Source organism: Streptomyces toyocaensis (assembly GCF_000725125.1).
GTDB lineage: Bacteria > Actinomycetota > Actinomycetes > Streptomycetales > Streptomycetaceae > Streptomyces > Streptomyces toyocaensis.
In genome coordinates this window covers 382,579-407,477 of record NZ_JFCB01000001.1, presented here as the reverse complement: position 1 = coordinate 407,477, position 24,899 = coordinate 382,579, and the positions used below count along the sequence as shown (strand labels likewise).

The following is a 24,899-nucleotide window of genomic DNA, read 5'->3' as shown; positions in this document are numbered from 1 at the left end:
GCGGCACCGCCTCACCCCACCAGGAGCGACGACATGACCCGCGCGGTCGTCCTGTTCACCTCGGATCTGCGCCTGCACGACCATCCGCCGCTGCGCGCCGCACTCGCGGCCGCCGAGGAGGTGGTGCCGCTGTTCGTCCGCGATCCCGCCGTGCACGCGGCGGGGTTCGACGCCCCCAACCGCGGCGCCTTCCTCGCCGACTGCCTGGCGGACCTGGACGCCTCGCTGCGCCGCCGCGGCGGCCGGCTGGTCCTGCGCGGCGGCCCGGTCGCGCGGGAGGTCGGCGCGGTCGCGGCCGAGTCCGGCGCCACGGAGGTCCACATGGCCGCGGCGGTGACGGGGTTCGGCCACCGGAGGGAGGAACGGCTGCGCGAGAGCCTCGGCGCCCAGGGTGTGGTGCTCCACGTGCACGACACCGTGGTCACCGCCGTCGCTCCCGGACGGGTGGCGCCGTCCGGCTCCGACCACTACGCGGTGTTCACCCCCTACTTCCGCCGCTGGTCCGCCGAGCGGCTGCGGGAGGTGTGCCCGGCGCCCCGCGCCGTGCCCGTGCCGGACGGGGTGCGCGGTGAGCCGCTCCCGCCCCGCCCGGCCCCCTCCCTGCTCTCGCCGGGCCTGCCCGCCGGGGGCGAGAAGGCCGGCCGGGAGCGGTTCGCCCGGTGGGCACGGTCGGGGATGCCCGCGTACGAGGACCGGCAGGACGACCTGGCCGGCGACGCGACGTCACGGCTGTCGCCGTTCCTGCACTTCGGCGCCCTGTCCGCGTCGGAACTCGTGCAGCGGGCGCGCGCGCAGGGCGGTCCGGGCGCCGAGGCATTCGTGCGGCAGCTGTGCTGGCGGGACTTCCACCACCAGGTGCTGGCCGCGCGTCCCGAGGCGTCCGCACGGGATTACCGCACCCGGCACGACCGGTGGCGGACCGGGCAGGAGGCCGCCGAGGACGTCGCGGCCTGGCGGGAGGGCCGTACCGGTTATCCGGTCGTCGACGCGGCGATGCGCCAGCTCCGCCACGAGGGCTGGATGCACAACCGGGCGCGTCTGCTGACGGCGAGCTTCCTGACCAAGACGCTCTACGTGGACTGGCGGATCGGTGCCCGGCACTTCCTCGCCCTCCTGGTCGACGGCGACATCGTCAACAACCAGCTCAACTGGCAGTGGGTCGCCGGCACCGGCACGGACACCCGCCCGCACCGCGTCCTCAACCCGGTCGTCCAGGGCCGGCGCTTCGACCCGCGGGGGACCTACGTACGGCGGTGGGTGCCCGAACTGCGCGACGTGGAGGACCGTTTCGTGCACGAGCCCTGGCGGCTGCCGGAGGACCGGCGGGCCCGCCTCGGCTACCCCGCACCGGTGATCGACCTGTCCGACGGGCTGGCACGCTTCCGGCACGCCCGCGGCCGCGACTGAAAGGGGACGCGCCGTGCACTGGCTCTTCGGGGATCAGCTCGGTCCGCACTTCCTCACCCCCGGCGAGGGCGGGCCGGGCCGTGACACACCGCTGCTCATGATCGAGGCCCGTTCGGTGTTCCGCCGCCGGCGCTTCCACCGGGCCAAGGCTCATCTGGTGCTCTCCGCCATGCGTCACCGGGCGGCCGAGCTGGGCGACCGGGTGACCTACGTGCGGGCCGGCACCTACCGGGAGGGGCTCGCACGAGCCGCGGGCGACCGCCCGGTCACCGTCCACCACCCGACCTCGTACGCCGCCCTGCGGCTGGTGCGCTCGCTGCCCCAGGTCACCGTGGGGCCCGCCCGGGGCTTCCTGGTGCCGATGGACGACTTCGCGGCCTGGGCCGACGGGCGGGGCGGCGGGCGGCTGCGGCAGGAGGACTTCTACCGGTGGGTGCGGCGCGGCCACGACCTGCTGATGGACGGCGACGCCCCGGCCGGTGACCGGTGGAACCTCGACCACGACAACCGCCGGCCCCCGCCGCGCGACGCCTCCACCCTCCCGGTTCCCGCGCCGTACCGGCCGCGCGAGGACGAGATCGACGAGGAGGTCCGTCACGACCTGGACCGCTGGGCGAAGGACGGCGACGTGTCGTTCGTGGGGCGGGACGCACCGCGCGCGTTCCCGGCGGACCGCGCCGGGGCACGCGCGGCGCTGAAGCGTTTCCTCACCCACCGCCTCACCACCTTCGGCCCCTACGAGGACGCCGTGCTCGCCGCCGACCCGGTGATGAGTCACAGCCTGCTGTCGTCCTCCCTCAACCTCGGCCTGCTCGACCCGGCCGAGTGCGTCGAGGGCGCGGAGGCGGAGTGGCGCGCCGGCCGGGCCCCCCTCAACAGCGTGGAGGGGTTCGTCCGGCAGATCGCCGGCTGGCGCGAGTACGTCTGGCAGCTCTACTGGTACTTCGGCGAGGACTACCGGCGCTCCAACGTCCTGGGCCACACCGCCCCGCTGCCCGACTGGTGGAACGAGCTGGACGCGGACGCGGTGCGGGCCCGCTGCCTGCGCACGGTGCTGGCCCAGGTGCGGGACACGGGCTGGACCCATCACATCCCGCGGCTGATGATCCTCGGCAGTCACGCGCTCCAGCGGGGCTGGGACCCCGCCGCGGTCACGGACTGGTTCCACCGCTGCTTCGTGGACGGGTACGACTGGGTCATGGTGCCCAACGTCGTCGGCATGTCCCAGTACGCCGACGGCGGCCTGATGACCACGAAGCCCTACACGTCGGGCGGCGCCTACCTGCACCGCATGAGTGACCTGTGCGGGCCGTGCCGCTACCGGCCGGGCGACCGGACCGGGGAGCACGCCTGCCCCTACACCGCCGGCTACTGGAGCTTCCTCGACCGGCACCGCGAACGGCTCGGCCACAACCACCGCACCGCCCGTCCGGTACGGCAGCTGGAGCGGCTCGGCGACCTCGGCGAGCTGCGCCGCCAGGAGCGCGCCCGGGGCGACGCACCGCCGTGACGGGGCCGGCTCACCTGGCGCGCCGTTCCACGACGGGCGTCCCGTCCGGGGCGGTGCGCAGCAGTTCGGCGTCCGCTTCCAGCGCGTCGGCGACGGCCCGCACGACTCGGCCCGGGTCGCCTCCCGGCGCCATCGGCGGGGCCGCGCCCGCGACGGAACGGCCGGCGAAGCCGGTGTCCAGGTGTCCGGGGCTGACCTCCAGCACCCGGACGCCCCCGGTCCGTACCTCGCGGCGCACCGCGGCGAGCCAGGCGCTCAGCGCCGCCTTGGAGGCGCTGTAGTCGGCCATCCCCGCCTGCGGGCGCTGCGCGACCACGCCGGTGAACGCGGCGATCACGGAACCGGGCCCCATGACGGAGAGCGCGGCACGGAAGAACGCGGCGGGCGCGAGGAAGTTGACGGCCGCCAAGTGCTCCGCCACTTCGTCCCCGGTCTCCGCCGCCCGCCCGAAGCCCACCGAGCCGAACGCCGTCACCACGGCGTCCAGCCCGCCCAGCAGCGTGTTCGCCTCGTGGACGGCGCGGGCGCAGGACGCGGGGTCGTACGCGTCGAACACGACGGCCGGGGCACCCGGACAGGCATCAGCGGCTCGGGCGAGACGCGTCGGATCGCGTCCCGCGAGCGCCGGCCGAGCCCCGCGTGCGGCCAGTTCGGCGGTGAGGGCACCGCCGAGGACTCCGGTGGCACCGGCCACCAGGATGTGCGCGCCGTCGAGCTCCATCGTCCGCTCCTTCCTTCGTGGACAGGCCACCGGCCCCGCTCGTGCGCGCCGGTCTCCCCCGGCGTACGTGCCCGGGCCGGCCGGGCGTCAGCCGGACACCGTGTCGGCGAGCAGTTCGCGGGCGGCGCGGGTGCCCGAGGCCAGCGCGCCCTGCACGCTGCCGGTGGCCCGGTGGTCCCCGCAGACGTACCTGTGTGCGGAAAGACGCGTGGTGCGGCTCAGCGGCCACGGAGGCGTCATGGCGGGCAGGGCTCCCTCGACGGTGTACGCGGCGACCTGCCGCCAGGTGCCGGTGTCGGTGCCGTACAGCTCCGCCAGGCGCCGCAGCACCGCTCCGTCCGCCCCGGGCCGGTCGGCGCCCAGTACGGACGTGGACACGAGCGCGGTGCCCGGCGGCGCGTAGGTGGGCGCGACCTCGGTGAGGACGCAGGTGTTCAGCAGGGCGCCGGAACCGTCGACCACCAGGGTGGGCTCGGTCAGCGGCGGGCGCCGTACGGCGTGGTAGTAGGTGGTGACCGTCCGGGTCCCCGGAACGGCGAGCCCCGGCAGCAGGCGCGCCGCGGCGGCCGCGTCCGTCGCCACCACGACCGACGCGGCCGGCAGTTCCCGGCCGTCCGTCAGCAGGACGCCCGAGTCGGTGACCGCGTCCACGGGCGTCTCGAGCCGCAGCACACCGTCGGGCAGACGGTCCGCCAACTGGGCGGGCACGGCGCCCACGCCGTCGGCGGGCAGGCAGAGCGTCCCCCTGACCATGCTGCGCCACACCAGGTGGAAGAAGCGGGCCGAGGTCTCCAGGCGGTCCTCCAGGAAGACTCCGGACAGGAAGGGCCGCAGGATGCCGGTGACCGTCGCGGCCGACACCCCGGCGCGCTCCAGGGCGGCGGCGGTGGAGCGGTCCGGACGGCGTTTGAGGAGGCCGGCGGGCAGCAGGGCGTCCCGCACGGTGAGCGCGGCCAGGGCGGCGAGGTCCCGGGCCGGGAGGACCCGGCCCGGGAGGAGGGCGCCCGCGGCGTCCGGCCGCCTGGTGGGGTCGGCGAGACGGACGGGCCCGGCCGGCGTGTGGGCGATCAGGCCCGGGGTGAAGGGCCTCAGCCGCAGGCTCCGCAGGTTAAGACGCCGTTTGACCTGCGGGTAGGAGGTGTTGAACACCTGGAAGCCCCGGTCGAGCAGGAAACCGTCCCGCCGGTCCGTCCGCATCCGGCCGCCCACGCCGTCGGAGGCCTCGAGCAGGGCAACCCGCCGGCCGGCGCGGCACAGATCCAGGGCGCAGGCGAGACCGGCGAGCCCCGCCCCGACGACGATGGTGTGCGGGGCGTCGCGGTGGTGGTGACTGGTCATGGTCCTCTTCCCTCGTCGCCGGCCGTCGCGCCCCCGGTCGGCCGGCAGCGGTCCCTGGGCGGCGTTCCTGCCGTCGCGTCCTCCGCGGGCCGCCCGGCACGCGGTGCGTCGTTCCTGTTGCGTCGTTTCCGTCGGCGCGGGCGCGCGAGCCCGGGTGCTCCGCCCGGCGGAGGGACCCGGCGCCACCCGTGTACCCGGTGGGCGGTGCCGCCTCACCCACGGACGGCCGACTCCACCACGGCGACGGCCTCCGCCAGCCCGGAGGGGTGCGGCAGGCCCGGCGCCCGCTGACCGGCCCAGCCGGGGCCGAGCGTCATGACGACCGGCTTCCGGCGAGCGCCGCGCACGCCCCACTCGATCGCCGCGACGTGCTGGGCCAGCGGCCGGCTGGCCGTGGTCCGGGACTGCGCCCACAGCCCCACCACGGCCGGCCCGGTCCGCCGCACGGCGGCCACGAGGGACTCGACGGGCAGCGCGCCGCCGAACATGCGCACGGGCAGGTTCCGTTCGGCCAGCGCGGCGGCGAGCACCTCCAGGGGCAGCGTGTGGTTGTCCGCGGGCACGCAGGCCAGCACCGTCACGGCACCGGGGCGATCGGTGGACACGGGGGACGCGTGGCGCCGCAGGGCGCCGGAGACGTGCCAGGACAGGAAGTGCTCGACCTCGACGTACCTCTCCCCCGAGCTCTCCCACTTGCGGCCGACCGCCTGCAGCGTCGGCATGATCACCTCCGTCCAGGCGGCGATCAGGCCGTGCTCCTCGATCGCGTCCCTCAGCAGGGCGTCGAGGGCGGCGGCGTCGAGGCGCAGGGCCGCGCGGGCGACCCCTTTGCACTCCTGACGCACGTCGCCGAGCCCCAGACCGCTGCCGGCCCGGCTGCGCGCGCGGGCCGCCGGCCGCGGCGCGCGAGCGGAGTCCCCTGCGGGCACGGGTGTGTCCGTCGCCGTCGCGTCGAGGGCCAGGCGGGCGGCCTCGGCCGGGGGGAGTCCGGTCGCCGTCAGGGCGCACATGCGCTCCAGCCGGGCCAGGTCCTCGGGGGTCCAGCGGCGGTGCCGCCCACCGGTGTGCGCGGCGGGGCCGAGGCCGTAGCGGCGGTCCCACGAACGGACCGTCGTCGGTGCCACGCCCAGACGCCTCGCCACCTCGCCGGTGGTCAGCCCACCGGCACGCGGCGCTTCAGCCGTGTCGTTCTCGCGCTCGTTCATGTCCACACCCCCATCTTACGACGCACAACCGATGCATGTTGTGTGCGTCGTTTCCGCTCACAAGACTGAACCGCACGAGCCGGTGGCAGCGGCACACGCCGTCCCGACCCGCTCCGCGGGCGAACTCCCCCGCGCACAGCGCCGACGGCAGGAGGAACAGGTCATGACCACGAACTCGCCCCACGCAGGTGTCCGGTCCCAGGTCCCCGAGGAGGACCGCTGCGAGGAGGAACTCGCCCGTGGTCTGCTCGCCGCCGACGAGCACGCGTTCGCGGCCGTCTACCGGCGCTGGGGGTCGCTCGTCCACACGATGGCCACCCGCTCCCTCGGCGACACCCACGAGGCCGAGGACGTGACCCAGCAGGTCTTCCTCGGCGCCTGGCGCGGACGGAACGGCTACCGGCCGGAGAGAGGTCCACTCGGCGGCTGGCTCGTCGGCATCACCCGCCGCAAGATCGTCGACGCGCTGGCAGCCAGGACGCGGCGCCTCACCCTGGTCGACAGCGTGGCCCACGACGCCGACGGCCGGGGCCGGACCGACGGCGCACCGGACGACGTCCTGGACCGGGTGCTCCTGGTCGACGCGCTGTGCCGGCTGCCGCGCAGCCAGCGCGAGGTGCTGTGCCTGGCCTTCTACGAGGACCTCACCCAGGCCCAGATCGCCGAGCGCACCGGCATGCCCCTGGGCACCGTGAAGAGCCACACCCGGCGTGGCCTGCTCCGGCTGCGCGAGGGGATGGAGCAGGGCCGCGCCGTGGACGACGCCGCGTAGCCGCACCAGAAAGGCCGTCCCGCACGCATCCACGGCGACACCCCCGCACGAACCACTCACGAGACCGCGCACTTGGCGCATCCCCCCATGAAGGGACGATCCCCATGACCTCCCGGACCCCCCTCCTCCTGGGCGCATCGGCCGGAGCCTGCGCCCTCGCCCTGGCCGTGACCGCCCCCGCGACGGCCGCCGCCGCCGACGGGGACGACAAGGCCATGGTGTCGGTGTTCCACGGTGTCCCCGGACTGACCGTGGACGTCTACGCCAACGGTGACGAACTCCTGAGCGACTTCGAGCCCGGTACCGTGACCGACCCGCAGTCGCTCGACGCCGGTACCTACGAGATCCAGGTCTTCGAAGCCGGCAAGGGCCCCGACGGCACCCCCGCCGTCGAGAAGAAGATCGAGGTACCGGCCGGCGCCGACGCCACGGTCGCCGCGCACCTGTCCGCCGACGGCACTCCGCAGCTGACGGCCTTCACCAACGACGTCTCCGAGGTCGACGCGGGCAAGTCGCGGCTGACCGTGCGTCACGTGGCCGCCGCACCGGCCGTGGACGTCCGGGCCGGCGGCCAGCCGGTCTTCGAGGACCTGGAGAACCCGAAGCAGGACACCGCCGTGGTCGACGCCGGAACCGTCCCGGCCGACGTGGTGCTCGCCGGCACCGACACGGTGGCCATCGGACCCGCCGACCTGAACCTCGAGGAGGGAACGAGCAACATCGTCTACGCCTGGGGCAGCGCGGAGGACAAGAACCTCGCGCTGGCGACCCAGACCCTCAGCGGCATGGAATCCGCACCGGACACCGTCAACGCGGGCGGCAGCGGCGCGGCGGCCACGCCCAACTCGTCCGACGACTGGCTGGCCTGGGCAGCCGTGACCGGCATGGTCGGCCTGGCCGGTGCCCTGCTGATCCGCCGGACCACGAGCCGGCGTGGGTGACGTGTCACGACGACTCACCGGCCTCACCGTGGCGACCGCCGCCCTGGCGGCGGTCCTCACGTTCGGGGCCGCTCCGGCGGAACACGGTTCGCCGCCACCCGATTTCGGCGCTGCCGGCGCCCCGGACGCCACCGCGTCCGAGGCGTCGCCGGGCGCCGTCTCCGACCGGTCGCGCCCCTCGTCCCCGGCGCGACCCGCGCTCCCGCCCCAGCGGATCCTCATCGACACGGTGGGACTGGACGCCCGGGTCCGGCCGGTGGGCGTCACCGGAGCGGGTGACATGGCCGTCCCGTCCGATCCGGCCGTCGCGGGCTGGTACCGCTTCGGGCCGGCCCCCGGCGGCGACCGGGGTTCCTCCGTGCTCGTCGGGCACGTGGACGGCGACACCGGGGACCTCGGCGAGTTCGCCTCGCTCTACGAGGTGAGGCCGGGAGACCCGGTCGAGGTGCGGCGCACCGGGGACGAACCGGTCCGCTACCGCGTCACCGCGCGTTCGACCGTCCCCAAGGACTCCCTTCCGCCGTCGGCGTTCCGCAGGAGCGGCCCGCCGGTTCTCACCCTCATCACCTGCGCGCCTCCCTTCGTGCCCGAGCGGGGCGGCTACCAGGCCAATCTGATCGTCACCGCGGAACCACTCACCACCTGACACCGAACGGACCCGGTACGGAGGTGAGCACGTCGGCGGACGGTCACCGCCCGCACGGGTTCGGGAGGACGGCCAAGCACACGAACAGGAGGGTGAAGGTGCCGCACGTCGACCCCACGCACCTGGTGGAACTGGCACTGGGAAACGGCGTCTCGCACGACGACGCCAGTGCCCTGCAGCACATCGCCGTGTGCCCGAGCTGCTGGGAGGAACTGAGCCTGATGACCCGGATCGTCGACGCCGCCCGCGGGATCGAGGAGCCGGATCTGCCGACCGCGCCCCCGGACCGGGTGTGGCAGCGCATCACGGAGGAGCTGGCCTGCACGCGGACACCGGCCGCTCCCGCGCCCGCGGCTCCGCTCTGCGGGCACCGGCCGGCCTCGACGTCCCCGCGCACCGGCCCCGTCCCGGACGCCCGGCAGCGAAGAGCCGGTGTCGCGCTCGGCCTCGCTTCCGGCCTCGCCGCCCTGTGGTGGTGGCACCGGACCCGGTCGGCGCGCTGCCCGGCACGGGACGGGTGACCGCCCGCCGGAGCACGTGGACGCGGGCGGCCGGGGACGTGGCCGGACGGGCGAGACCTCCGCCGAGGGAGACATGCCGTCCGGCGGGCCGTTTCAGTCCTCGTGCCCCAGTTGGAGGTCGCGTTCCGTACGGCCCCCGCCGGCCACCTGGAGCACGGTCGCGACCGGCGGGTAACCGGCGGCGATGACGGTGTACTCGCCGGAGGAGAGGTCGACGAAGCGGAAGGTGCCGTCGGGGCCGGTGGTGAGGGTGTCGACGACGTTGCCCGCCGCGTCCAGCAGCGTCACGCGCGCCTCCTCGACGGCCCGTCCGCCGCCCGCCCGTACCGTGCCGCGCAGCACGGCACCGCCGGCCAGCTCGACGTCCTGGCGGGTCTCGCGGGCCGCCTGGACGGTGACGGGGAGCGCGGCCGGGCGGAAGGCGGGGGCGCTCGCGGCGAGGGTGTACTCGCCCGCCACCAGCTCGCTGATGACGTAACCGCCCTCGCGGCCGCTGCGGGTGCTCGCGACGACCTCCCCGTGGACGTTGGTGAGGGTGACGGCGGCGTCCCGCACCGGGCTGCCGTCGGCGGTGAGGACGCTGCCGGCCAGGCGGCCCGCGCCGCCGAGGACGACGTCGAGCTCGACGGGCCGCTCGCCGACGGTCACGGAGACCGCCTGCGGCTGGTGGCCGCCGGCGGCGGCGATCAGAACGTACGAACCCGGCCCCGGCGTGGCCAGCGCGTACCGGCCGTCCTCACCGCTGGCGCCGCGGCCGGTCTGCTGTCCGCAGACGTCGATGAGGGTGAGCGCCGCGCGCGGTACGGCGGTCCCGTCGGGGTGCTGCACGGTCCCGCAGACGGGGATCCCGCCGATGTGCGGGGCGCGGGCCTGGGGCACGCGCGTGGGGGCGTGCGGTGCTTCCTGAGCCGGGTCGGCGAGGGGTGTGTGGTGGGACACCAGGGGTTTCTCCTTGAGGAAGAAGGCGATGAACAGGCCGAGGACGAGCACCGGCACCAGGTAGAGGAAGATGCGCGGCATGGCGTCGGCGTAGGCCTGCACGTAGGCGTCGCGCAGCTCGGGCGGCAGCGCGTGCACGAGCTCCGGTGTGATCGACTCGGCGTCCGGCGTGACCGCGTCCGCGGGGAGGCGCTCGGCGAGCGCGTCGGAGAGCCGGCCGGCGAAGAGGGTGCCGAAGACGGCGGCCCCGACGCTGCCGCCGATCTGCCGGAAGTAGTTGTTGGCGCTGGTGGCCGTGCCGAGGTCGGCGGGGCGCACGGAGTTCTGCACGGCGAGGATCAGCACGGGCATCACCATGCCGATGCCGGCGCCGAGCACGGCCATCCAGATGCTGTAGTGCAGCCGGGGCGTGCCGGTCTCCAGGCGGGAGAGCAGCCACATGCCGAGGACGGACAGGGCGGAGCCGACCACGGGGTGGCGCCGGTAGCGGCCGGTGCGGCTGATGAGCTGGCCGGAGACGACCGAGGCGCCGACGATGCCGCCCATCATGGGCAGCATCAGCAGTCCGGACTCGGTGGCGCTGGCCCCGTCGACCATCTGCAGGTACGTCGGCAGATAGCTGGCGGCACCGAACAGGGCGACACCGATCACCAGGCCCACCAGGCCGGTGACGTTGAAGACGGAGTCCCGGAACAGCCTGAGCGGGATGAGCGGTTCGGCGGCGAAACGCTCGACGACGAGGAAGAGAACGGTGGCCGCGGCGGCACCCGCGCCGAGACCGAGCACGAGCCGGGAGTCCCAGGCGTGCTCGGTGCCGCCCCAACTGGTCAGCAGGACCAGGCAGGTGGAGGCGGCGGCCAGCAGCAGGGTGCCGAGCACGTCGAAGCGCCCCCGGGCCGACGGCTTGGGCAGCTTGAGCACCAGGGCGACGACGACCATGGTGACGATGCCGAACGGCACATTGATGTAGAAGCACCAGCGCCACGAGAGGTGGTCGGTGAAGTAGCCGCCCAGCAACGGTCCGGCGACGGACGCCAGGCCGAAGGCGGCGCCGATCAGACCCATGAAGCGGCCGCGCTGCCGTGCGGGCACGATGTCCGCCATGATCGCCTGGACGCCGATCATCAGCCCGCCCGCGCCGACCCCCTGCACCGCGCGGCAGGCGATGAGCTGGTCCATGGTCGTCGCGCGGCCGGCCAGCGCGGATCCGACGACGAAGACGAGGATCGCGAACTGGAAGACGCCCTTGCGGCCGAGCAGGTCGCCGAGTTTTCCGTAGACGGGCAGTCCGACGGTGGCGGTGAGCAGGTAGGCCGTGATCGCCCAGGACATGGTGTCCAGGCCGTGCAGTTCACCGACGATCTTCGGGAGCGCGGTGGCGACGATCATCTGCTCCAGCGCGGCGAGCAGCAGCGCCAGCATCAGCGCGACGAAGACCAGCCGGACCCGGCGCGGGCTCAGACCCGGTTCCGTGAACGGCGCCGGGGGCGGCGGGCCCCCGGCCGGTGGCGCCGTGACCGGCTCGTCCTGCGTCAGAGTGATCCCGCCCACGTGCCGCTCCCCTCGTCGCACCGCCGGACAATTGCCGCGTAAAAGCGACAACTACGAGCAAGCGCGACGAGTTACGGGACAGAGGCGGTCCGTCGGCGGATCACTCGAACCGGTGAGAGGGCAACTCCCCTCCGGTTCTGCGTTTTTGAGGGTTCGCGACGTCCGCTACTTCTCAACTTCCGTGGCCAGCTTGGCCAGCAGGGCGTCGTAGATGCGGGCGAGGCCCCTGGGGGCGAAGGTCTTCTCGAAGAAGCCGCCGATACCGCCGGCGCCGTTCCACACGGTGGTCACGACGACCCGGGACCGGCCCTCACCGGCGGGCGTGACGCGCCAGGTGGTGACCATGGAGGAGTTGCGGTCCTTCTCGACGAGTTCGCCGTCGGCCGGCTCGGTGACCTCCAGGAGGCAGTCGCGCACGCGCTTGCTGGTGGCCTGGAGCTTCCAGTGCACCAGGGTGCCCTCACCGTCGCCACCCTCGCGGACCTCGTACTCGCTGAACTGCTCGGGCAGCAGCCTGCCGCGGGTGCCGCTGTAGTCGGCGAGGGCGTCGAACACCGTCTCCGCGTCCGCCGCGACGATCCGCTCCGTAGTGGCCTCGACCTGCGCCATCGCTTTCCTCCAGGGCATGGGTTCTCGGGGTCGGGGCAAGCCAATCACCCCCCGGCCCGGCCGCCCAAATCGGGGTTCCGGATCTGACCGAACATGTCACTCGCACGATCATGGGAACACTTGTTCTATTGTGGGCGGAGCACAGCCAAGGAGGCGCCATGCGCTGGGAGAACCTCACCCCGGACTCCGGACACGGCCGGGCCGACGCCGCGCTGTTCGGCGCGGACGCGGTGATCACCCGTACCTTCGACACGCCGGAGTTCCGCGGCATCACCTTCCACGAGATCCGGGCCCGCTCGATCGTCAACCGGGTGCCGGGAGCGTCGCGCCTGCCCTTCGAGTGGACGGTGAACCCCTACCGGGGCTGCACGCACGCGTGCGTCTACTGCTTCGCGAGGAAGACCCACAGCTACCTGGACCTCGACACCGGCCTCGGCTTCGACAGCCAGATCGTGGTCAAGGTCAACGCGCCCGAGCTGCTGCGCCGCCGGCTGTCCTCCCGCGGCTGGCGGGGCGAGCACATAGCCATGGGCACCAACGTCGACTGCTACCAGCGCGCGGAGGGCCGCTACCGGCTGATGCCGGGCATCCTGGCGGCCCTGCGCGACCACGCGAACCCCTTCTCGATCCTCACCAAGGGCACGCTGATCCTGCGGGACCTCCCCCTGCTGCGGCAGGCGGCCGAGGTGACCGACGTGGGCATCTCGGTGTCGGTGGGTTTCACCGACGAGACGCTGTGGCGCACGGTGGAGCCGGGCACGCCGTCCCCTCAGCGGCGGCTGGACGTGGTCCGCGCGCTCGCCGGGCACGGCATCGGCTGCGGGGTCCTGATGGCGCCGGTGATCCCGTTCCTGAGCGACCGGCCGGACCAACTGCGCGCGACGGTGCGGGCCGTGGCGGCCGCGGGCGCCACCTCCGTCACGCCCCTCGTGCTGCACCTGCGTCCCGGCGCCCGCGAGTGGTTCACGGCCTGGCTGGCACACCACCACCCGCACCTGGTGAACCGTTACGAGCGGCTGTACGCGGAGGGGGCCTACGCGCCGAAGTGGTACCAGCGCCGCATCACCCGTCAGGTGCACGACCTGGCCCAGGAGTACGGCATCGGTCCCACCCGCGCGGGCATGCCGCGCCGGGACGCCGCCGCACCCGCGGAGCACCCGACGGCGGAGCCCACCCAGCTGACGCTCCTCTGAGCGCATCCGGGGGCATCCGTCGGCCCAATGGGGTCAACAATCGATCGAACGCGTTCCTGTGGGGTCCTACATCGGGACGATGCCGCGTGGACCACGAGCCTCGCGGTCCACAGCACCTCCGTCCTGGGAGGACCCCATGAGTAAACGCGCAGCCGTGCTGTGCGGTGCCGTCGCCGTCGTGGCCGCGAGCCTCACGGCCGGCCCCGCCGAGGCCGGCACTCCGCGCGCCGCGGAACCCTTCCACGCCGCGAAGCCCGCGTGGAGGAAGTGCGGCACCGACGACTACCCGACGCTGCAGTGCGCGTCCGTCGAGGTGCCGCTCGACCACTCCGCCCCCGCGGGGCGGACGATCACACTGGCGCTGTCCCGCGTGCCGCACACCGCGAAGACGTACCAGGGCCCCCTGCTGGTGAACCCGGGCGGCCCCGGCGGCAGCGGGCTGACGCTCGCCGGGTTCGTGGCGTCGTCGCTGCCGAAGAAGGTGGCCGCCCAGTACGACGTCATCGGTTTCGACCCGCGCGGCGTGGGCGCGAGCGAACCCGCGCTGGACTGCGCGCCGGACCACTTCGCCGCGGTGCGCCCCGACTCGGTGCCCACCTCGCCCGAGGTGGAGCGGGCCAACCTCCGGCGCGCGAAGTCCTTCGCCGAGGCCTGCGGCCGGAAGTACGGCGACCTGCTGCCGCACCTCCATACAGGGGCCGCGGTGCGCGACATGGACGTGATCCGGCGGGCACTGGGCGCTCAGAAGATCAACTACTTCGGCTACTCCTACGGCACCTATCTCGGCACCGTCTACGCCAAGGTGTTCCCGCAGCGGGTGCGTCGGCTGGTCCTGGACTCGGTGGTCGACCCCACCGAGGTCTGGTACGACGCCAATCTGAACCAGGACCACGCCTTCAACGACCGCCACCGCGCCTTCATGGACTGGGTGGCCAAGTACGACACGACGTACCGCCTCGGCACCGACCCGGAGAAGATCGAGGCCAAGTGGTACGCGATGCGCGCGGACCTGAAGAAGCACCCGGCCGGCGGCAAGGTGGGCGCCGCCGAACTGGAGGACACCTACATCCCGGGCGGCTACTACAACGGCTACTGGCCCTATCTCGCGGAGGCGTTCTCGTCCTACGTGAACGACGGGGACGCCGAGCCCCTGATCGAGGCGTACGAGAACTTCGGCGCGAACGACGCCGCAGGGGACAACGGCTACAGCGTCTACACGGCGGTCGAGTGCCGGGACGCCTCCTGGCCGCGGGACTGGCGGCAGTGGCGGAAGGACAACTGGGAGGCCTACGAGCGGGCACCGTTCATGACCTGGAACAACGCCTGGTACAACGCGCCGTGCGCGTTCTGGCCGACCGAGTCCCTGCGGCCGGAGCGCATCGCCAACAGCAAGCTGTCGTCGGCTCTGCTGTTCCAGGCGACGCACGACGCGGCGACCCCGTACCAGGGCGGTGCCACCGTCCACCGGCTGTTGTCGCGCTCCAGCCTGGTCGTCGAGTCGGGCAGCGGCAACCACGGCATCACGCTGAGCGGGAACGCCTGCCTGGACCGGCACCTGGCCGCCTACCTGGCCGACGGGACCGTGCCCCGTGGCCGTCACGGCGAGGCCGACGCGGTCTGCGCGGCGCTGCCCGACCCGAAGCCGCTGACGTCGAAGGCGGCACCGAGCACGGCACGCGGCTCGACGCTGCACGGCCTGCTGGGCCCGCGCGGCTGAGCGCCTGACGCCCCGTCGGGACGTGACTGTCGTACCCGTGGTCCATCATGAACGCATGAGCGACCTGACCCGCATCCCCGCCCCCGACGGCGTGGCCCCCGCGGCCCAGTACACCCACGTGGTGACGGGCACGGGACGCCTCGTCGCCGTCTCCGGCCAGCTCGCTCAGGACGAGGACGGGGAACTCGTCGGCGCGGGTGACGCCGGCGCCCAGGCCCGTCAGGTGTTCGAGAACCTGCGGCGCTGTCTGGCCGCGGCCGGGGCGACGTTCGACGACGTCGTGAAGCTCACCTACTTCGTGACGGACATGGCGCACATGCCGGCCGTCCGCGCGGCCCGCGCCGAGCACATACGCGACGACCGGCTGCCGGCCGCGTCGGCCGTGCAGGTCGCCGGGCTGGTCCGCCCGGAGTTCCTGATGGAGATCGAGGCCCTCGCGGTGGTGGCCGCGTGAGCGGGCTCGTGGTGCGGCCCATGACGGCCGGGGACTGCGAGGGCGTCGCCGAGATCCGGATACGCGGGTGGCAGCACGCGTACCGGGGCCTCGTCCCGCAGCCGTATCTCGACGGCCTGGACGCCCGGGCGGACGCCGAGCGGCATCGCGCCCGCCTGCTGGGGGGCGACGGCAGCGTGGTGGACCTGGTCGCCGAGGCGGCGGGCGGTGAGCTCGTGGGATGGGCCTCGTCCGGCCCGTACCGGGACGGCGACGTGCGCACCGGGGACGCCGAGTTGTACGCCCTGTACCTGCGCCCGGAGCACATCGGCCGGGGCGTGGGGCGGACCCTCCTGGCCGAGGCGGCCCACCGCTGCGCCTCCGGGGGCCCCCGGCGCATGTACCTGTGGGTCCTCGAGCACAACACCCGCGCCCGCCGCTTCTACGAGCGCGCGGGCTTCGCCGCTGACGGCGCCGGGGAACCCTTCGAGGTGGCCGGGGTGACGGTGCCCGAGGTGCGGTACGCGCGGGAGCTCGCCGGCTGACGGCGCGGCCACCACCGGCCGCCGGCACCCCGCGGTACGCAGCCCCCTGCCCGGACCCGCACTCCGGCGCGCGCACCGCCGGCCGGGCCGGAACGCCGCCCGGACACCGACGGTGCCGCGAGACACGCCGAAGCGAACGGGACACGGCACGTCCGGGAGCCCACCGGCCGGGTCCCTGAGGACTCGCGGTCACCCGCCCCGGGCGATCCGGTCGGCACAGGCACCACCGGACGGGCCGCACACCGCGGAGGCACCCTGCTTCGGGAGTCCGCAACCACCCACCCGGGGCCCGGCGCGCGCGCCGCCGAGCAGGCGGTACGCGTCAACGTGCCGGCGGAACGCACGGGTGCGGTACGCGCCGGCGGCCGGCGGCGGGGCTACCGCTGTCCGGGGACCCGTCCCCGGGCGCCTCCCTGCCGGGGGATCCGGGCCAGGGCGCGCACCGCCGCCTCGGCCAGGGCCGGATGGGCGAGGGCGTCGTTCAGCACGGGTTCGGCGCGCGGGTCGCCGAGTTCGCCCAGCCCCTCGACGCAGGCGAGCGCGACCCGGCGGTACGGGTCGCGGGGGTGGAGCCGGCGCCGCAGGGTGGTGATCAGGGCCGGTACGGCCTCGGGTGAGCGCAGCGCGGTGAGCAGGCGGACCGGGTGCAGGGCGTAGGCGACGCGGAGTTCGTTGGTGGCGAGGGCGGCGGCGGCGCGGGCGGTGCGCGGGTCGCCGAGGCGGGCCAGGGCGTGGGCGGCGGAGGCGCAGCGCGGCGGGTCGCGGTGGTTGAGGAGGAGGACGAGGGCCTCGAAGGCCCTGCGGTCCCCCGCCACTCCCAGCCGGAACGCGGCCATTTCCCGCGCCCACAGCGGCTGTCCGGGCTCGGTGAGCACGCCGGCCAGGGTGTCGGGGTCGTCGGTGGCCAGGAGACGGTCGTACGCCGCCGATCCGCCCGACTCCGCCCGTAAGCGCTCCGTGAGCGATCGCAACTCTTCGTCCATGCCCCAGAGATTAGGGGGCGGGCGGGGCCCTCGGGACCTACCTCACACAGCAGGGGGCTGGCGCGCTCGTTACCCGCGGGTTAAGCTCAGACGAGCGAGTTACCCACTCGCCACCCTCCTCACGCCGGTCTGGTGACGCGGCCGTCGTGAGTCGCAGTCGGTTCGGTACCCCGTGTACCGCAGTACGGCCCGGCCCCGGGACAGGGCCGGCCGGATCACCCGTCGCTCGTCGACGGCACCGGGCGTGTGCGCTCGCAGCCCGGTCCACACCCGCATCCCGCACGTACCCGGTGCGCCCCTGGGCGCACCCGGGCGTGTTTCCCGTCGTCACCCTCATTCCTGGAGTCCCGCGATGGCCACTCCCCTGTCCGACATCTCTCTGTCCCCGCTCCGGACCATCGCCGTGGTCGGCCTCGGCACGATGGGCACCGGCATCGCCGAGGTCCTGGCCGCGGCCGGCCGCGACGTCGTCGGCATCGACATCAGCGAGGCCCAGGCCGCCCGGTGCGTCGCCGCCCTGGAGGCCTCGACCACCCGGGCCGTGGAGCGCGGCCGGCTGACCGAGCAGCAGCGCACGGGGCTCCTGGCCCGCGTCACCACCTCCACCGACCTCACGGCCGCGGCGGACGCCGATCTGGTGATCGAGGTGGCGCCGGAGTCGTACGAGATCAAGCAGCAGATCCTCCGGGAACTCGACGGGATCGTGCGGCCGGAGACCATCCTGGCGACGGGCACGAACGCCCTGTCCGTCACCCGGCTCGCCGCCGACTCCGCCCGCCCCGAGCGGGTGCTGGGCATGCACTTCTTCAACCCCGCGCCGGCGATGAAGCTGGTGGAGATCGTCTCCTGTGTACTGACCGCCCCCGCGGCCGTCACCGCGGTCACGAACCTGGCCCTGGACCTCGGCAAGGAGCCGGTGGCGGTCGGCGACAGGCCCGGATTCGTCGCCGACGGCCTGCTGTTCGGCTACCTCAACCAGGCCGCGGCGATGTACGAGGCCAACTACGCCTCGCGGGAGGACATCGACGCCGCGATGCGGCTGGGCTGCGGGCTGCCCATGGGCCCGCTGGCACTGCTCGACCTGATCGGCGTCGACACCGCGCGCACGGTCCTCGAGGCCATGTACGCCGAGTCCGGTGACCGGCTGCACGCCCCGGCCCCCGTGCTCAAGCAGCTCAGCGAGGCGGGCTTGACGGGCCGCAAGGCGGGGCGCGGCTTCTACACGTACGAGGCGCCCGGCAGCGGAACCGTCGTGCGCGACACCCTCACCCCGCGTGCCGACGGCGCCGCGGCCGGGGGCCGTCCGGTCCGCTCGGTGGGCGTCGCGGGCTCGGGCACCATGGCCTCCGGCATCGCCGAGGTCTTCGCGAAGGCGGGCTACGACGTGGTCCTTGCCGCCCGCAGCGAGGAGAAGGCTGTCGGTGCCAAGGCCCGGATCGGGAAGTCCCTGGCGCGCTCCGTCGACAAGGGCCGGATGACCGCGGAGGCCGCCGCCGAGACCCTGGAGCGGGTCCGTCCCACGGGCACCTACGACGACTTCGCCGACGTCGATCTCGCGCTCGAGGCGGTCGCCGAGGACCTGGAGGTCAAGCGGCAGCTGTTCGCGACGCTGGACAAGGTCTGCAAGCCGGGCGCCGTGCTCGCCACCACCACGTCCTCCCTGCCGGTCGTCGCCTGCGCCCGCGCCACCTCGCGCCCGCAGGACGTCATCGGCATGCACTTCTTCAACCCCGCCCCGGCCATGAAGCTGGTCGAGGTGGTCCGTACCGTGCTGACCGCCGACGACGTGCACGCCACCGTGCGCGAGGTCTGCGGGAGGATCCGCAAGCACGCCGTGGACTGCGGCGACCGGGCCGGGTTCATCGTGAACGCCCTGCTGTTCCCGTACCTCAACAACGCGATCAAGATGGTGCAGGAGCACTACGCGTCCCTCGACGACATCGACGCCGCGATGAAGCTGGGCGGCGGTTACCCGATGGGCCCCTTCGAGTTGCTGGACGTCGTCGGGCTGGACGTCTCGCTGGCCATCGAGAAGGTGCTGCACCGCGAGTTCCGCGACCCGGGCCTCGCCCCGGCCCCGCTCCTGGAGCATCTGGTGGCCGCGGGCTGCCTCGGCCGCAAGACCGGCCGTGGCTTCCGCGAATATGCCAAGCGCTGAGCAGCGCCCCGGCGACCGGTTCCTGAGCGGCGCGGAGTGGGGCGGCCTGCTCGACCCCGACCGGTTCCCGCCACCCGCCCGCAGCGCCCCTCCCCCGCCCGCCGAGGGCGGGGGAGCCCCCGGTCACGCGCATCGAGCTGCGCACATGCAGTACGTTCAGGGCATGTCCCAGCCCGCCAAGTCCGCACGTACGCCAGCCACGACCGAGCCGCCGGAAAGCGCCGCAGGCTCTCGTGCCGCCGCCCAGCGGCTCAAAATGCGCCGGGAGCTGGCGGCCGCCGCGATGGAGCTGTTCGCGACCAAGGGGTACGAAGCCACCACCGTCGACGAGATCGCGGCCGCCGCCGGGGTGGCCCGCCGCACCTTCTTCCGCCACTTCCGCTCCAAGGAAGAGGCCATCTTCCCCGACCACGACGACACCCTGGTCCGCGCCGAGGCGGTGCTCAACGCCGCCCCCGCGCACGAGCATCCGCTCGACACGGTGTGCCGCGGCATCAAAGAGGTCATGAAGATGTACGCGGCGCGGCCGGAGATCTCGGTCGCCCGCTACAAGCTGACGCGCGAGGTGCCCACCCTGCGCGAGGCCGAGATCGCGTCGGTGGCCCGCTACGAGCGGCTCTTCACCCGCTACCTGCTCGGCCACTTCGACGAGCACGCGCACGACGACGACGCCAACGACGACCCGCTGCTGGCGGAGGTCGCCGCCTCGGCCGTGGTCACCGCGCACAACCACGTGCTGCGGCGCTGGCTCAGGGCCGGCGGCCAGGGGGACGTGGAGGCCCAGCTGGACCACGCCTTCGCGATCGTCCGCAAGACCTTCGGCAGCGGGATCATGGCGGGCCGGCGCACCGCGCCGCCCGGGCCGCCGGCCGCCACGGCCTCCACGCACGGCGAGGTGCTGGTGACGGTCGCCCACGTGGACGCCTCGCTCGACGAGGTGATGCGGACCATCGAGCAGGCGCTCAAGGAGCGCTGAACAGCCCTCTCACCGCTGTGACGACGGCCACCCCACCGGGTGGCCGTTTTGCCATGTCAGGGCCCCTTTTCGCACCGATTTCAGGGCCCGTTCGATCGATCATCGCTCATCTGATGCGTAAAGATTTCACCTGAGCCCAGGTTCTGGCACGCAGTGCCTTGCCGGATGACACGGCGTGCCATACGTTGAAGGAGTCCGGGCGAACCGTCCCGGCGGGCCCACCGCCCGCACGTCCGGACGCCTGCGTCACAGGCAACCTCCCGCGCCCACCAAGCGCTGCCGAAGCACCACCGCCGAACCGACGGCAAACCCCCGACCCTCAGCAGCACACCGACGTAACCCTCAGCGCCCCTCCCTCAGGGCGCTCATCGCCGGAGGCAACACCGTGACCGTCAAGGACATCCTGGCCGCGATCCAGTCGCCCGACTCCACGTCGGAGGACTTCGCCGCCCTGCCGCTCCCCGAGTCGTACCGCGCCATCACGGTGCACAAGGACGAGACGGAGATGTTCGCGGGTCTCGAGACCCGCGACAAGGACCCCCGCAAGTCGATCCACCTGGACGACGTGCCGCTGCCCGAACTCGGCCCGGGCGAGGCCCTGGTGGCCGTCATGGCCTCCTCGGTCAACTACAACTCGGTGTGGACCTCGATCTTCGAGCCGCTGTCCACGTTCGGGTTCCTCGAGCGCTACGGCCGCACCAGCGAGCTGGCCAAGCGCCACGACCTGCCGTACCACATCATCGGCTCCGACCTGGCGGGCGTCGTGCTGCGCACCGGTCCCGGCGTCAACTCCTGGCGGCCCGGCGACGAGGTCGTCGCCCACTGTCTGTCCGTCGAGCTGGAGTCCAGCGACGGCCACAACGACACGATGCTCGACCCGGAGCAGCGCATCTGGGGCTTCGAGACCAACTTCGGCGGCCTCGCCGAGATCGCCCTGGTGAAGTCCAACCAGCTGATGCCGAAGCCGGACCACCTCAGCTGGGAGGAGGCCGCCGCCCCGGGCCTGGTCAACTCCACCGCCTACCGGCAGCTCGTCTCCCGCAACGGCGCCGGCATGAAGCAGGGCGACAACGTCCTCATCTGGGGCGCGAGCGGCGGACTCGGCTCCTACGCCACCCAGTTCGCGCTGGCCGGCGGCGCCAACCCGATCTGCGTCGTCTCCAGCGAGCAGAAGGCGGACATCTGCCGGTCGATGGGCGCCGAGGCGATCATCGACCGCAGCGCCGAGGGCTACAAGTTCTGGAAGGACGAGAACACCCAGGACCCCAAGGAGTGGAAGCGCTTCGGCAAGCGCATCCGCGAGCTCACCGGCGGCGAGGACATCGACATCGTCTTCGAGCACCCCGGCCGTGAGACCTTCGGCGCCTCGGTCTACGTCACCCGCAAGGGCGGCACCATCACCACCTGCGCCTCGACCTCGGGCTACATGCACCAGTACGACAACCGCTACCTGTGGATGTCGCTGAAGCGCATCATCGGCTCGCACTTCGCCAACTACCGCGAGGCCTGGGAGGCCAACCGGCTGATCGCGAAGGGCAAGATCCACCCGACGCTGTCGAAGGTGTACTCCCTGGAGGACACCGGCCAGGCCGCCCACGACGTGCACCGCAACGCGCACCAGGGCAAGGTCGGCGTGCTCTGCCTGGCGCCCGAGGAGGGCCTGGGCGTGCGCGACCACGAGAAGCGCGCGAAGCACATCGACGCCATCAACCGCTTCCGGAACGTCTGAGGGCCGGGACATGACAGAGCGCCAGAAGGACCGTCCGTGGCTCATGCGGACGTACGCCGGTCACTCGACCGCCGAGGCGTCCAACGAGCTGTACCGGCGCAACCTCGCCAAGGGCCAGACGGGTCTGTCGGTCGCCTTCGACCTGCCGACCCAGACCGGGTACGACTCCGACCACGTCCTCGCCCGCGGCGAGGTCGGCCGGGTCGGAGTGCCGGTGGCCCACCTCGGTGACATGCGCCGGCTGTTCCAGGACATCCCCCTGGAGCAGATGAACACCTCGATGACGATCAACGCCACCGCCATGTGGCTGCTGGCGCTCTACCAGGTCGTCGCCGAGGAGCAGGGCGCGGACATCACCAAGCTCCAGGGCACGACCCAGAACGACATCGTCAAGGAGTACCTGTCCCGGGGCACCCACGTGTTCCCGCCGGGGCCGTCGCTCCGCCTGACGACGGACATGATCGCGTACACGGTCTCGCACATCCCGAAGTGGAACCCGATCAACATCTGCAGCTACCACCTGCAGGAGGCCGGGGCCACGCCGGTGCAGGAGATCGCGTACGCGATGTCCACGGCCATCGCCGTCCTGGACGCCGTCCGTGACAGCGGGCAGGTGCCGCAGGAGCGCATGGGCGACGTGGTCGGCCGTATCTCCTTCTTCGTGAACGCCGGTGTCCGGTTCATCGAGGAGATGTGCAAGATGCGGGCCTTCGGACGCATCTGGGACCAGGTCACCCGCGAGCGGTACGGCATCGAGAACCCCAAGCACCGCCGCTTCCGCTACGGCGTCCAGGTCAACTCCCTCGGTCTGACCGAGGCACAGCCGGAGAACAACGTCCAGCGGATCGTGCTGGAGATGCTGGCCGTCACGCTCTCCAAGGACGCACGCGCGCGTGCCGTGCAGCTGCCGGCCTGGAACGAGGCCCTGGGCCTCCCCCGCCCGTGGGACCAGCAGTGGTCGCTGCGCATCCAGCAGGTCCTGGCGTACGAGAGCGACCTGCTGGAGTACGACGACATCTTCGAGGGCTCGAAGGTGATCGAGGCGAAGGTGGAGGAGCTGGTCGCGGACTCGCTCGCGGAGATGGAGCGGATCGAGGAGATGGGCGGCGCGATGGCCGCCGTCGAGTCCGGCTACCTCAAGTCCCAGCTGGTCTCCTCGCACGCCGAACGCCGTGCCCGGATCGAGTCCGGCCAGGAGAAGATCATCGGTGTCAACGCCTTCGAGGGCACCGAGCCGAACCCGCTGACCGCCGACCTGGACACCGCGATCCAGACGGTGGACCCGGCGGTGGAGGCCCGTGTGATCGCCTCGCTGGAGAACTGGCGCGACACGCGCTACCAGCCGCCCTTCAACCACCCGCGCCCCTGCAAGGCGCTGGAGAAGCTGAAGGAGGCCGCGCGCGGCACCGACAACCTCATGGGGGCCACCCTGGAGTGCGCCCGCGCAGGCGTCACGACCGGTGAGTGGGCCGGGGCGCTGCGCGAGGTGTTCGGCGAGTTCCGGGCACCGACCGGTGTCTCCTCCGCCCCGGTGGCGGTCGCCGCCGAGGAGGGCTCGGCCCTGTCGGAGGTACGCCGCAAGGTGGACCTGACGGCCAGGGACCTGGGCGTGGGCAAGCTGCGCTTCCTGGTCGGCAAGCCGGGCCTGGACGGGCACTCCAACGGCGCCGAGCAGATCGCGGTGCGCGCGCGTGACGCCGGCTTCGAGGTGGTCTACCAGGGCATACGGCTGACGCCTGAACAGATCGTGGACGCCGCCCTGGCCGAGGACGTGCACGCGGTGGGCCTGTCCATCCTCTCCGGTTCGCACGCCCAGCTGGTGCCGGACGTGCTCGAACGGCTCCGTGTGGCGGGTGCCACAGATATACCGGTGATCGCTGGTGGCATCATCCCGAACGGGGATGCCGAACAGCTGCGGGCAGCCGGAGTGGCCGCGGTCTTCACCCCGAAGGACTTCGACATCACCGGGATCATCGGCCGCATCGTCGACGAGATCCGCACAGCGAACAAGCTCGACCCCCTGGAGGTCCCCGCATGACCACGCCTGTCAACCGTCTCCGTCCGCGGCGTTCCTGCCTGGCGGTGCCGGGCTCGAACCCGCGCTTCCTGGAGAAGGCCCAGGGCCTCCCCGCGGACCAGGTCTTCCTCGACCTGGAGGACGCCTGCGCGCCGCTCGCCAAGCCCGAGGCGCGGCACACCATCGTGAAGTTCCTCAACGAGGGCGACTGGACGGGCAAGACGCGCGTGGTCCGGGTCAACGACTGGACGACCGAATGGACGTACCGCGACGTCGTCACGGTCGTCGAGGGCGCCGGCCCCAACCTCGACTGCATCATGCTGCCGAAGGTCCAGGACGCCCGGCAGGTCGTGGCGCTCGACCTGCTGCTGACGCAGATCGAGAAGACGATGGGCTTCGAGGTCGGCCGCATCGGCATCGAGGCGCAGATCGAGAACGCCCAGGGCCTGAACAACGTCAACGAGATCGCGCAGGCCAGCCCGCGCGTCGAGACCATCATCTTCGGCCCGGCCGACTTCATGGCGTCGATCAACATGAAGTCGCTGGTCGTGGGCGAGCAGCCGCCCGGCTACCCGGCGGACGCCTACCACTACATCCTGATGAAGATCCTGATGGCCGCCCGCGCCAACAACCTCCAGGCCATCGACGGTCCCTACCTGCAGATCCGCAACGTGGAGGGCTACCGCGAGGTCGCGCGGCGCGCCGCCGCACTCGGCTTCGACGGCAAGTGGGTGCTGCACCCGGGCCAGGTCGAGGCGTCCAACGAGATCTTCTCACCGTCGCAGGAGGACTACGACCACGCCGAGCTGATCCTGGACGCGTACGACTACTACACGTCCGAGGCGGGCGGCAAGAAGGGCTCGGCGATGCTCGGCGACGAGATGATCGACGAGGCCAGCCGCAAGATGGCCCTGGTCGTCTCCGGCAAGGGCCGCGCCGCCGGCATGCAGCGCACCAGCACGTTCGAGATTCCCACCGACTAGAAGGG

At 73.0% G+C, this 24,899-nt stretch carries 21 protein-coding genes; 15 read left to right on the top strand and 6 right to left on the bottom strand.

What is annotated here, in order from left to right:
- Positions 1-33: 33 nt before the first annotated feature.
- Positions 34-1,407, top strand: a complete 1,374-nt coding sequence (locus BU52_RS01660) for a cryptochrome/photolyase family protein (RefSeq protein WP_037926593.1) — start codon at positions 34-36, stop codon at positions 1,405-1,407.
- Positions 1,408-1,420: 13 nt separating this feature from the next.
- A complete protein-coding gene (locus BU52_RS01655; protein ID WP_037926589.1) occupies positions 1,421-2,917 on the top strand; it encodes a cryptochrome/photolyase family protein in 1,497 nt (498 codons plus the stop codon).
- Between the two features lie 10 nt (positions 2,918-2,927).
- Here the strand turns inward: BU52_RS01655 and BU52_RS01650 are convergent, their stop codons facing one another.
- The 3 genes from BU52_RS01650 to BU52_RS01640 all read right to left on the bottom strand — a co-directional run bounded on the left by BU52_RS01650 (position 2,928) and on the right by BU52_RS01640 (position 6,181).
- Entirely contained in the window at positions 2,928-3,638 is a 711-nt protein-coding gene (locus BU52_RS01650; RefSeq protein WP_037926586.1) for an SDR family NAD(P)-dependent oxidoreductase, read from the bottom strand.
- Between the two features lie 87 nt (positions 3,639-3,725).
- Positions 3,726-4,976 (bottom strand): NAD(P)/FAD-dependent oxidoreductase, encoded by a 1,251-nt coding sequence (locus tag BU52_RS01645; RefSeq protein ID WP_037926583.1) that lies wholly within the window; start codon positions 4,974-4,976, stop codon positions 3,726-3,728.
- Positions 4,977-5,188: 212 nt separating this feature from the next.
- Complete coding sequence (locus BU52_RS01640) at positions 5,189-6,181, bottom strand: MerR family transcriptional regulator (RefSeq protein ID WP_037926580.1); 993 nt, start codon at positions 6,179-6,181, stop codon at positions 5,189-5,191.
- A 163-nt stretch (positions 6,182-6,344) separates the two neighbouring features.
- Between BU52_RS01640 and BU52_RS01635 the strand changes: the two genes are divergently transcribed.
- The 4 genes from BU52_RS01635 (at position 6,345) to BU52_RS32675 (ending at position 9,061) form a co-directional block, all read left to right on the top strand.
- Positions 6,345-6,953, top strand: a complete 609-nt coding sequence (locus BU52_RS01635; protein WP_037926577.1) for a sigma-70 family RNA polymerase sigma factor — start codon at positions 6,345-6,347, stop codon at positions 6,951-6,953.
- 104 nt (positions 6,954-7,057) lie between these two features.
- On the top strand, positions 7,058-7,894 hold the full coding sequence (locus BU52_RS01630) for a DUF4397 domain-containing protein (protein ID WP_037926575.1): 837 nt from the start codon (positions 7,058-7,060) through the stop codon (positions 7,892-7,894).
- A 1-nt stretch (position 7,895) separates the two neighbouring features.
- On the top strand, positions 7,896-8,540 hold the full coding sequence (locus tag BU52_RS33145) for a class F sortase (RefSeq protein ID WP_235216238.1): 645 nt from the start codon (positions 7,896-7,898) through the stop codon (positions 8,538-8,540).
- A 98-nt stretch (positions 8,541-8,638) separates the two neighbouring features.
- Positions 8,639-9,061 carry a hypothetical protein gene (locus tag BU52_RS32675; protein ID WP_157847793.1) on the top strand — a complete coding sequence of 141 codons (423 nt, stop codon included), beginning with the start codon at positions 8,639-8,641 and terminating at the stop codon, positions 9,059-9,061.
- 93 nt (positions 9,062-9,154) lie between these two features.
- Here BU52_RS32675 and BU52_RS01615 read toward each other — a convergent pair whose 3' ends face one another.
- Together BU52_RS01615 and BU52_RS01610 are read right to left on the bottom strand one after the other, a co-directional pair.
- Positions 9,155-11,551, bottom strand: coding sequence for an MFS transporter (locus BU52_RS01615; RefSeq protein ID WP_037926569.1), 2,397 nt, complete (start codon positions 11,549-11,551; stop codon positions 9,155-9,157).
- A gap of 165 nt (positions 11,552-11,716) precedes the next feature.
- Positions 11,717-12,160 (bottom strand): SRPBCC family protein, encoded by a 444-nt coding sequence (locus BU52_RS01610; protein ID WP_037926567.1) that lies wholly within the window; start codon positions 12,158-12,160, stop codon positions 11,717-11,719.
- A 158-nt stretch (positions 12,161-12,318) separates the two neighbouring features.
- Here BU52_RS01610 and BU52_RS01605 point away from each other — a divergent pair, with 158 nt between their 5' ends.
- From BU52_RS01605 to BU52_RS01590, 4 genes are all read left to right on the top strand, one after another.
- A complete protein-coding gene (locus BU52_RS01605; protein WP_037926563.1) occupies positions 12,319-13,353 on the top strand; it encodes an Rv2578c family radical SAM protein in 1,035 nt (344 codons plus the stop codon).
- A 136-nt stretch (positions 13,354-13,489) separates the two neighbouring features.
- Positions 13,490-15,070 carry an alpha/beta hydrolase gene (locus BU52_RS01600; RefSeq protein WP_037926559.1) on the top strand — a complete coding sequence of 527 codons (1,581 nt, stop codon included), beginning with the start codon at positions 13,490-13,492 and terminating at the stop codon, positions 15,068-15,070.
- A 55-nt stretch (positions 15,071-15,125) separates the two neighbouring features.
- On the top strand, positions 15,126-15,524 hold the full coding sequence (locus BU52_RS01595; RefSeq protein ID WP_037926556.1) for a RidA family protein: 399 nt from the start codon (positions 15,126-15,128) through the stop codon (positions 15,522-15,524).
- A gap of 20 nt (positions 15,525-15,544) precedes the next feature.
- Positions 15,545-16,048, top strand: a complete 504-nt coding sequence (locus BU52_RS01590; RefSeq protein ID WP_037927812.1) for a GNAT family N-acetyltransferase — start codon at positions 15,545-15,547, stop codon at positions 16,046-16,048.
- A 377-nt stretch (positions 16,049-16,425) separates the two neighbouring features.
- On the opposite strand, the gene BU52_RS01585 is transcribed toward BU52_RS01590, so the two are convergent.
- Positions 16,426-17,031 (bottom strand): adenylosuccinate lyase, encoded by a 606-nt coding sequence (locus tag BU52_RS01585; protein ID WP_037926553.1) that lies wholly within the window; start codon positions 17,029-17,031, stop codon positions 16,426-16,428.
- Between the two features lie 352 nt (positions 17,032-17,383).
- Here BU52_RS01585 and BU52_RS01580 point away from each other — a divergent pair, with 352 nt between their 5' ends.
- The 5 genes from BU52_RS01580 to BU52_RS01560 all read left to right on the top strand — a co-directional run bounded on the left by BU52_RS01580 (position 17,384) and on the right by BU52_RS01560 (position 24,894).
- Positions 17,384-19,189: a 3-hydroxyacyl-CoA dehydrogenase family protein gene (locus BU52_RS01580; protein ID WP_037926550.1), complete on the top strand. Its 1,806-nt coding sequence runs from the start codon at positions 17,384-17,386 to the stop codon at positions 19,187-19,189.
- A 163-nt stretch (positions 19,190-19,352) separates the two neighbouring features.
- The gene (locus BU52_RS01575) at positions 19,353-20,165 is read left to right on the top strand and encodes a TetR family transcriptional regulator (RefSeq protein WP_037927809.1); all 813 of its coding nucleotides are present in this window, start codon (positions 19,353-19,355) and stop codon (positions 20,163-20,165) included.
- Positions 20,166-20,550: 385 nt separating this feature from the next.
- A complete protein-coding gene (ccrA, locus tag BU52_RS01570; protein ID WP_037926547.1) occupies positions 20,551-21,894 on the top strand; it encodes a crotonyl-CoA carboxylase/reductase in 1,344 nt (447 codons plus the stop codon).
- A gap of 10 nt (positions 21,895-21,904) precedes the next feature.
- Positions 21,905-23,932 (top strand): protein meaA, encoded by a 2,028-nt coding sequence (locus tag BU52_RS01565; protein ID WP_037926544.1) that lies wholly within the window; start codon positions 21,905-21,907, stop codon positions 23,930-23,932.
- Positions 23,929-24,894 (top strand): HpcH/HpaI aldolase/citrate lyase family protein, encoded by a 966-nt coding sequence (locus BU52_RS01560; RefSeq protein ID WP_037926541.1) that lies wholly within the window; start codon positions 23,929-23,931, stop codon positions 24,892-24,894. Before BU52_RS01565 ends, BU52_RS01560 begins: the two co-directional genes overlap by 4 nt.
- Positions 24,895-24,899 lie beyond the last annotated feature (5 nt).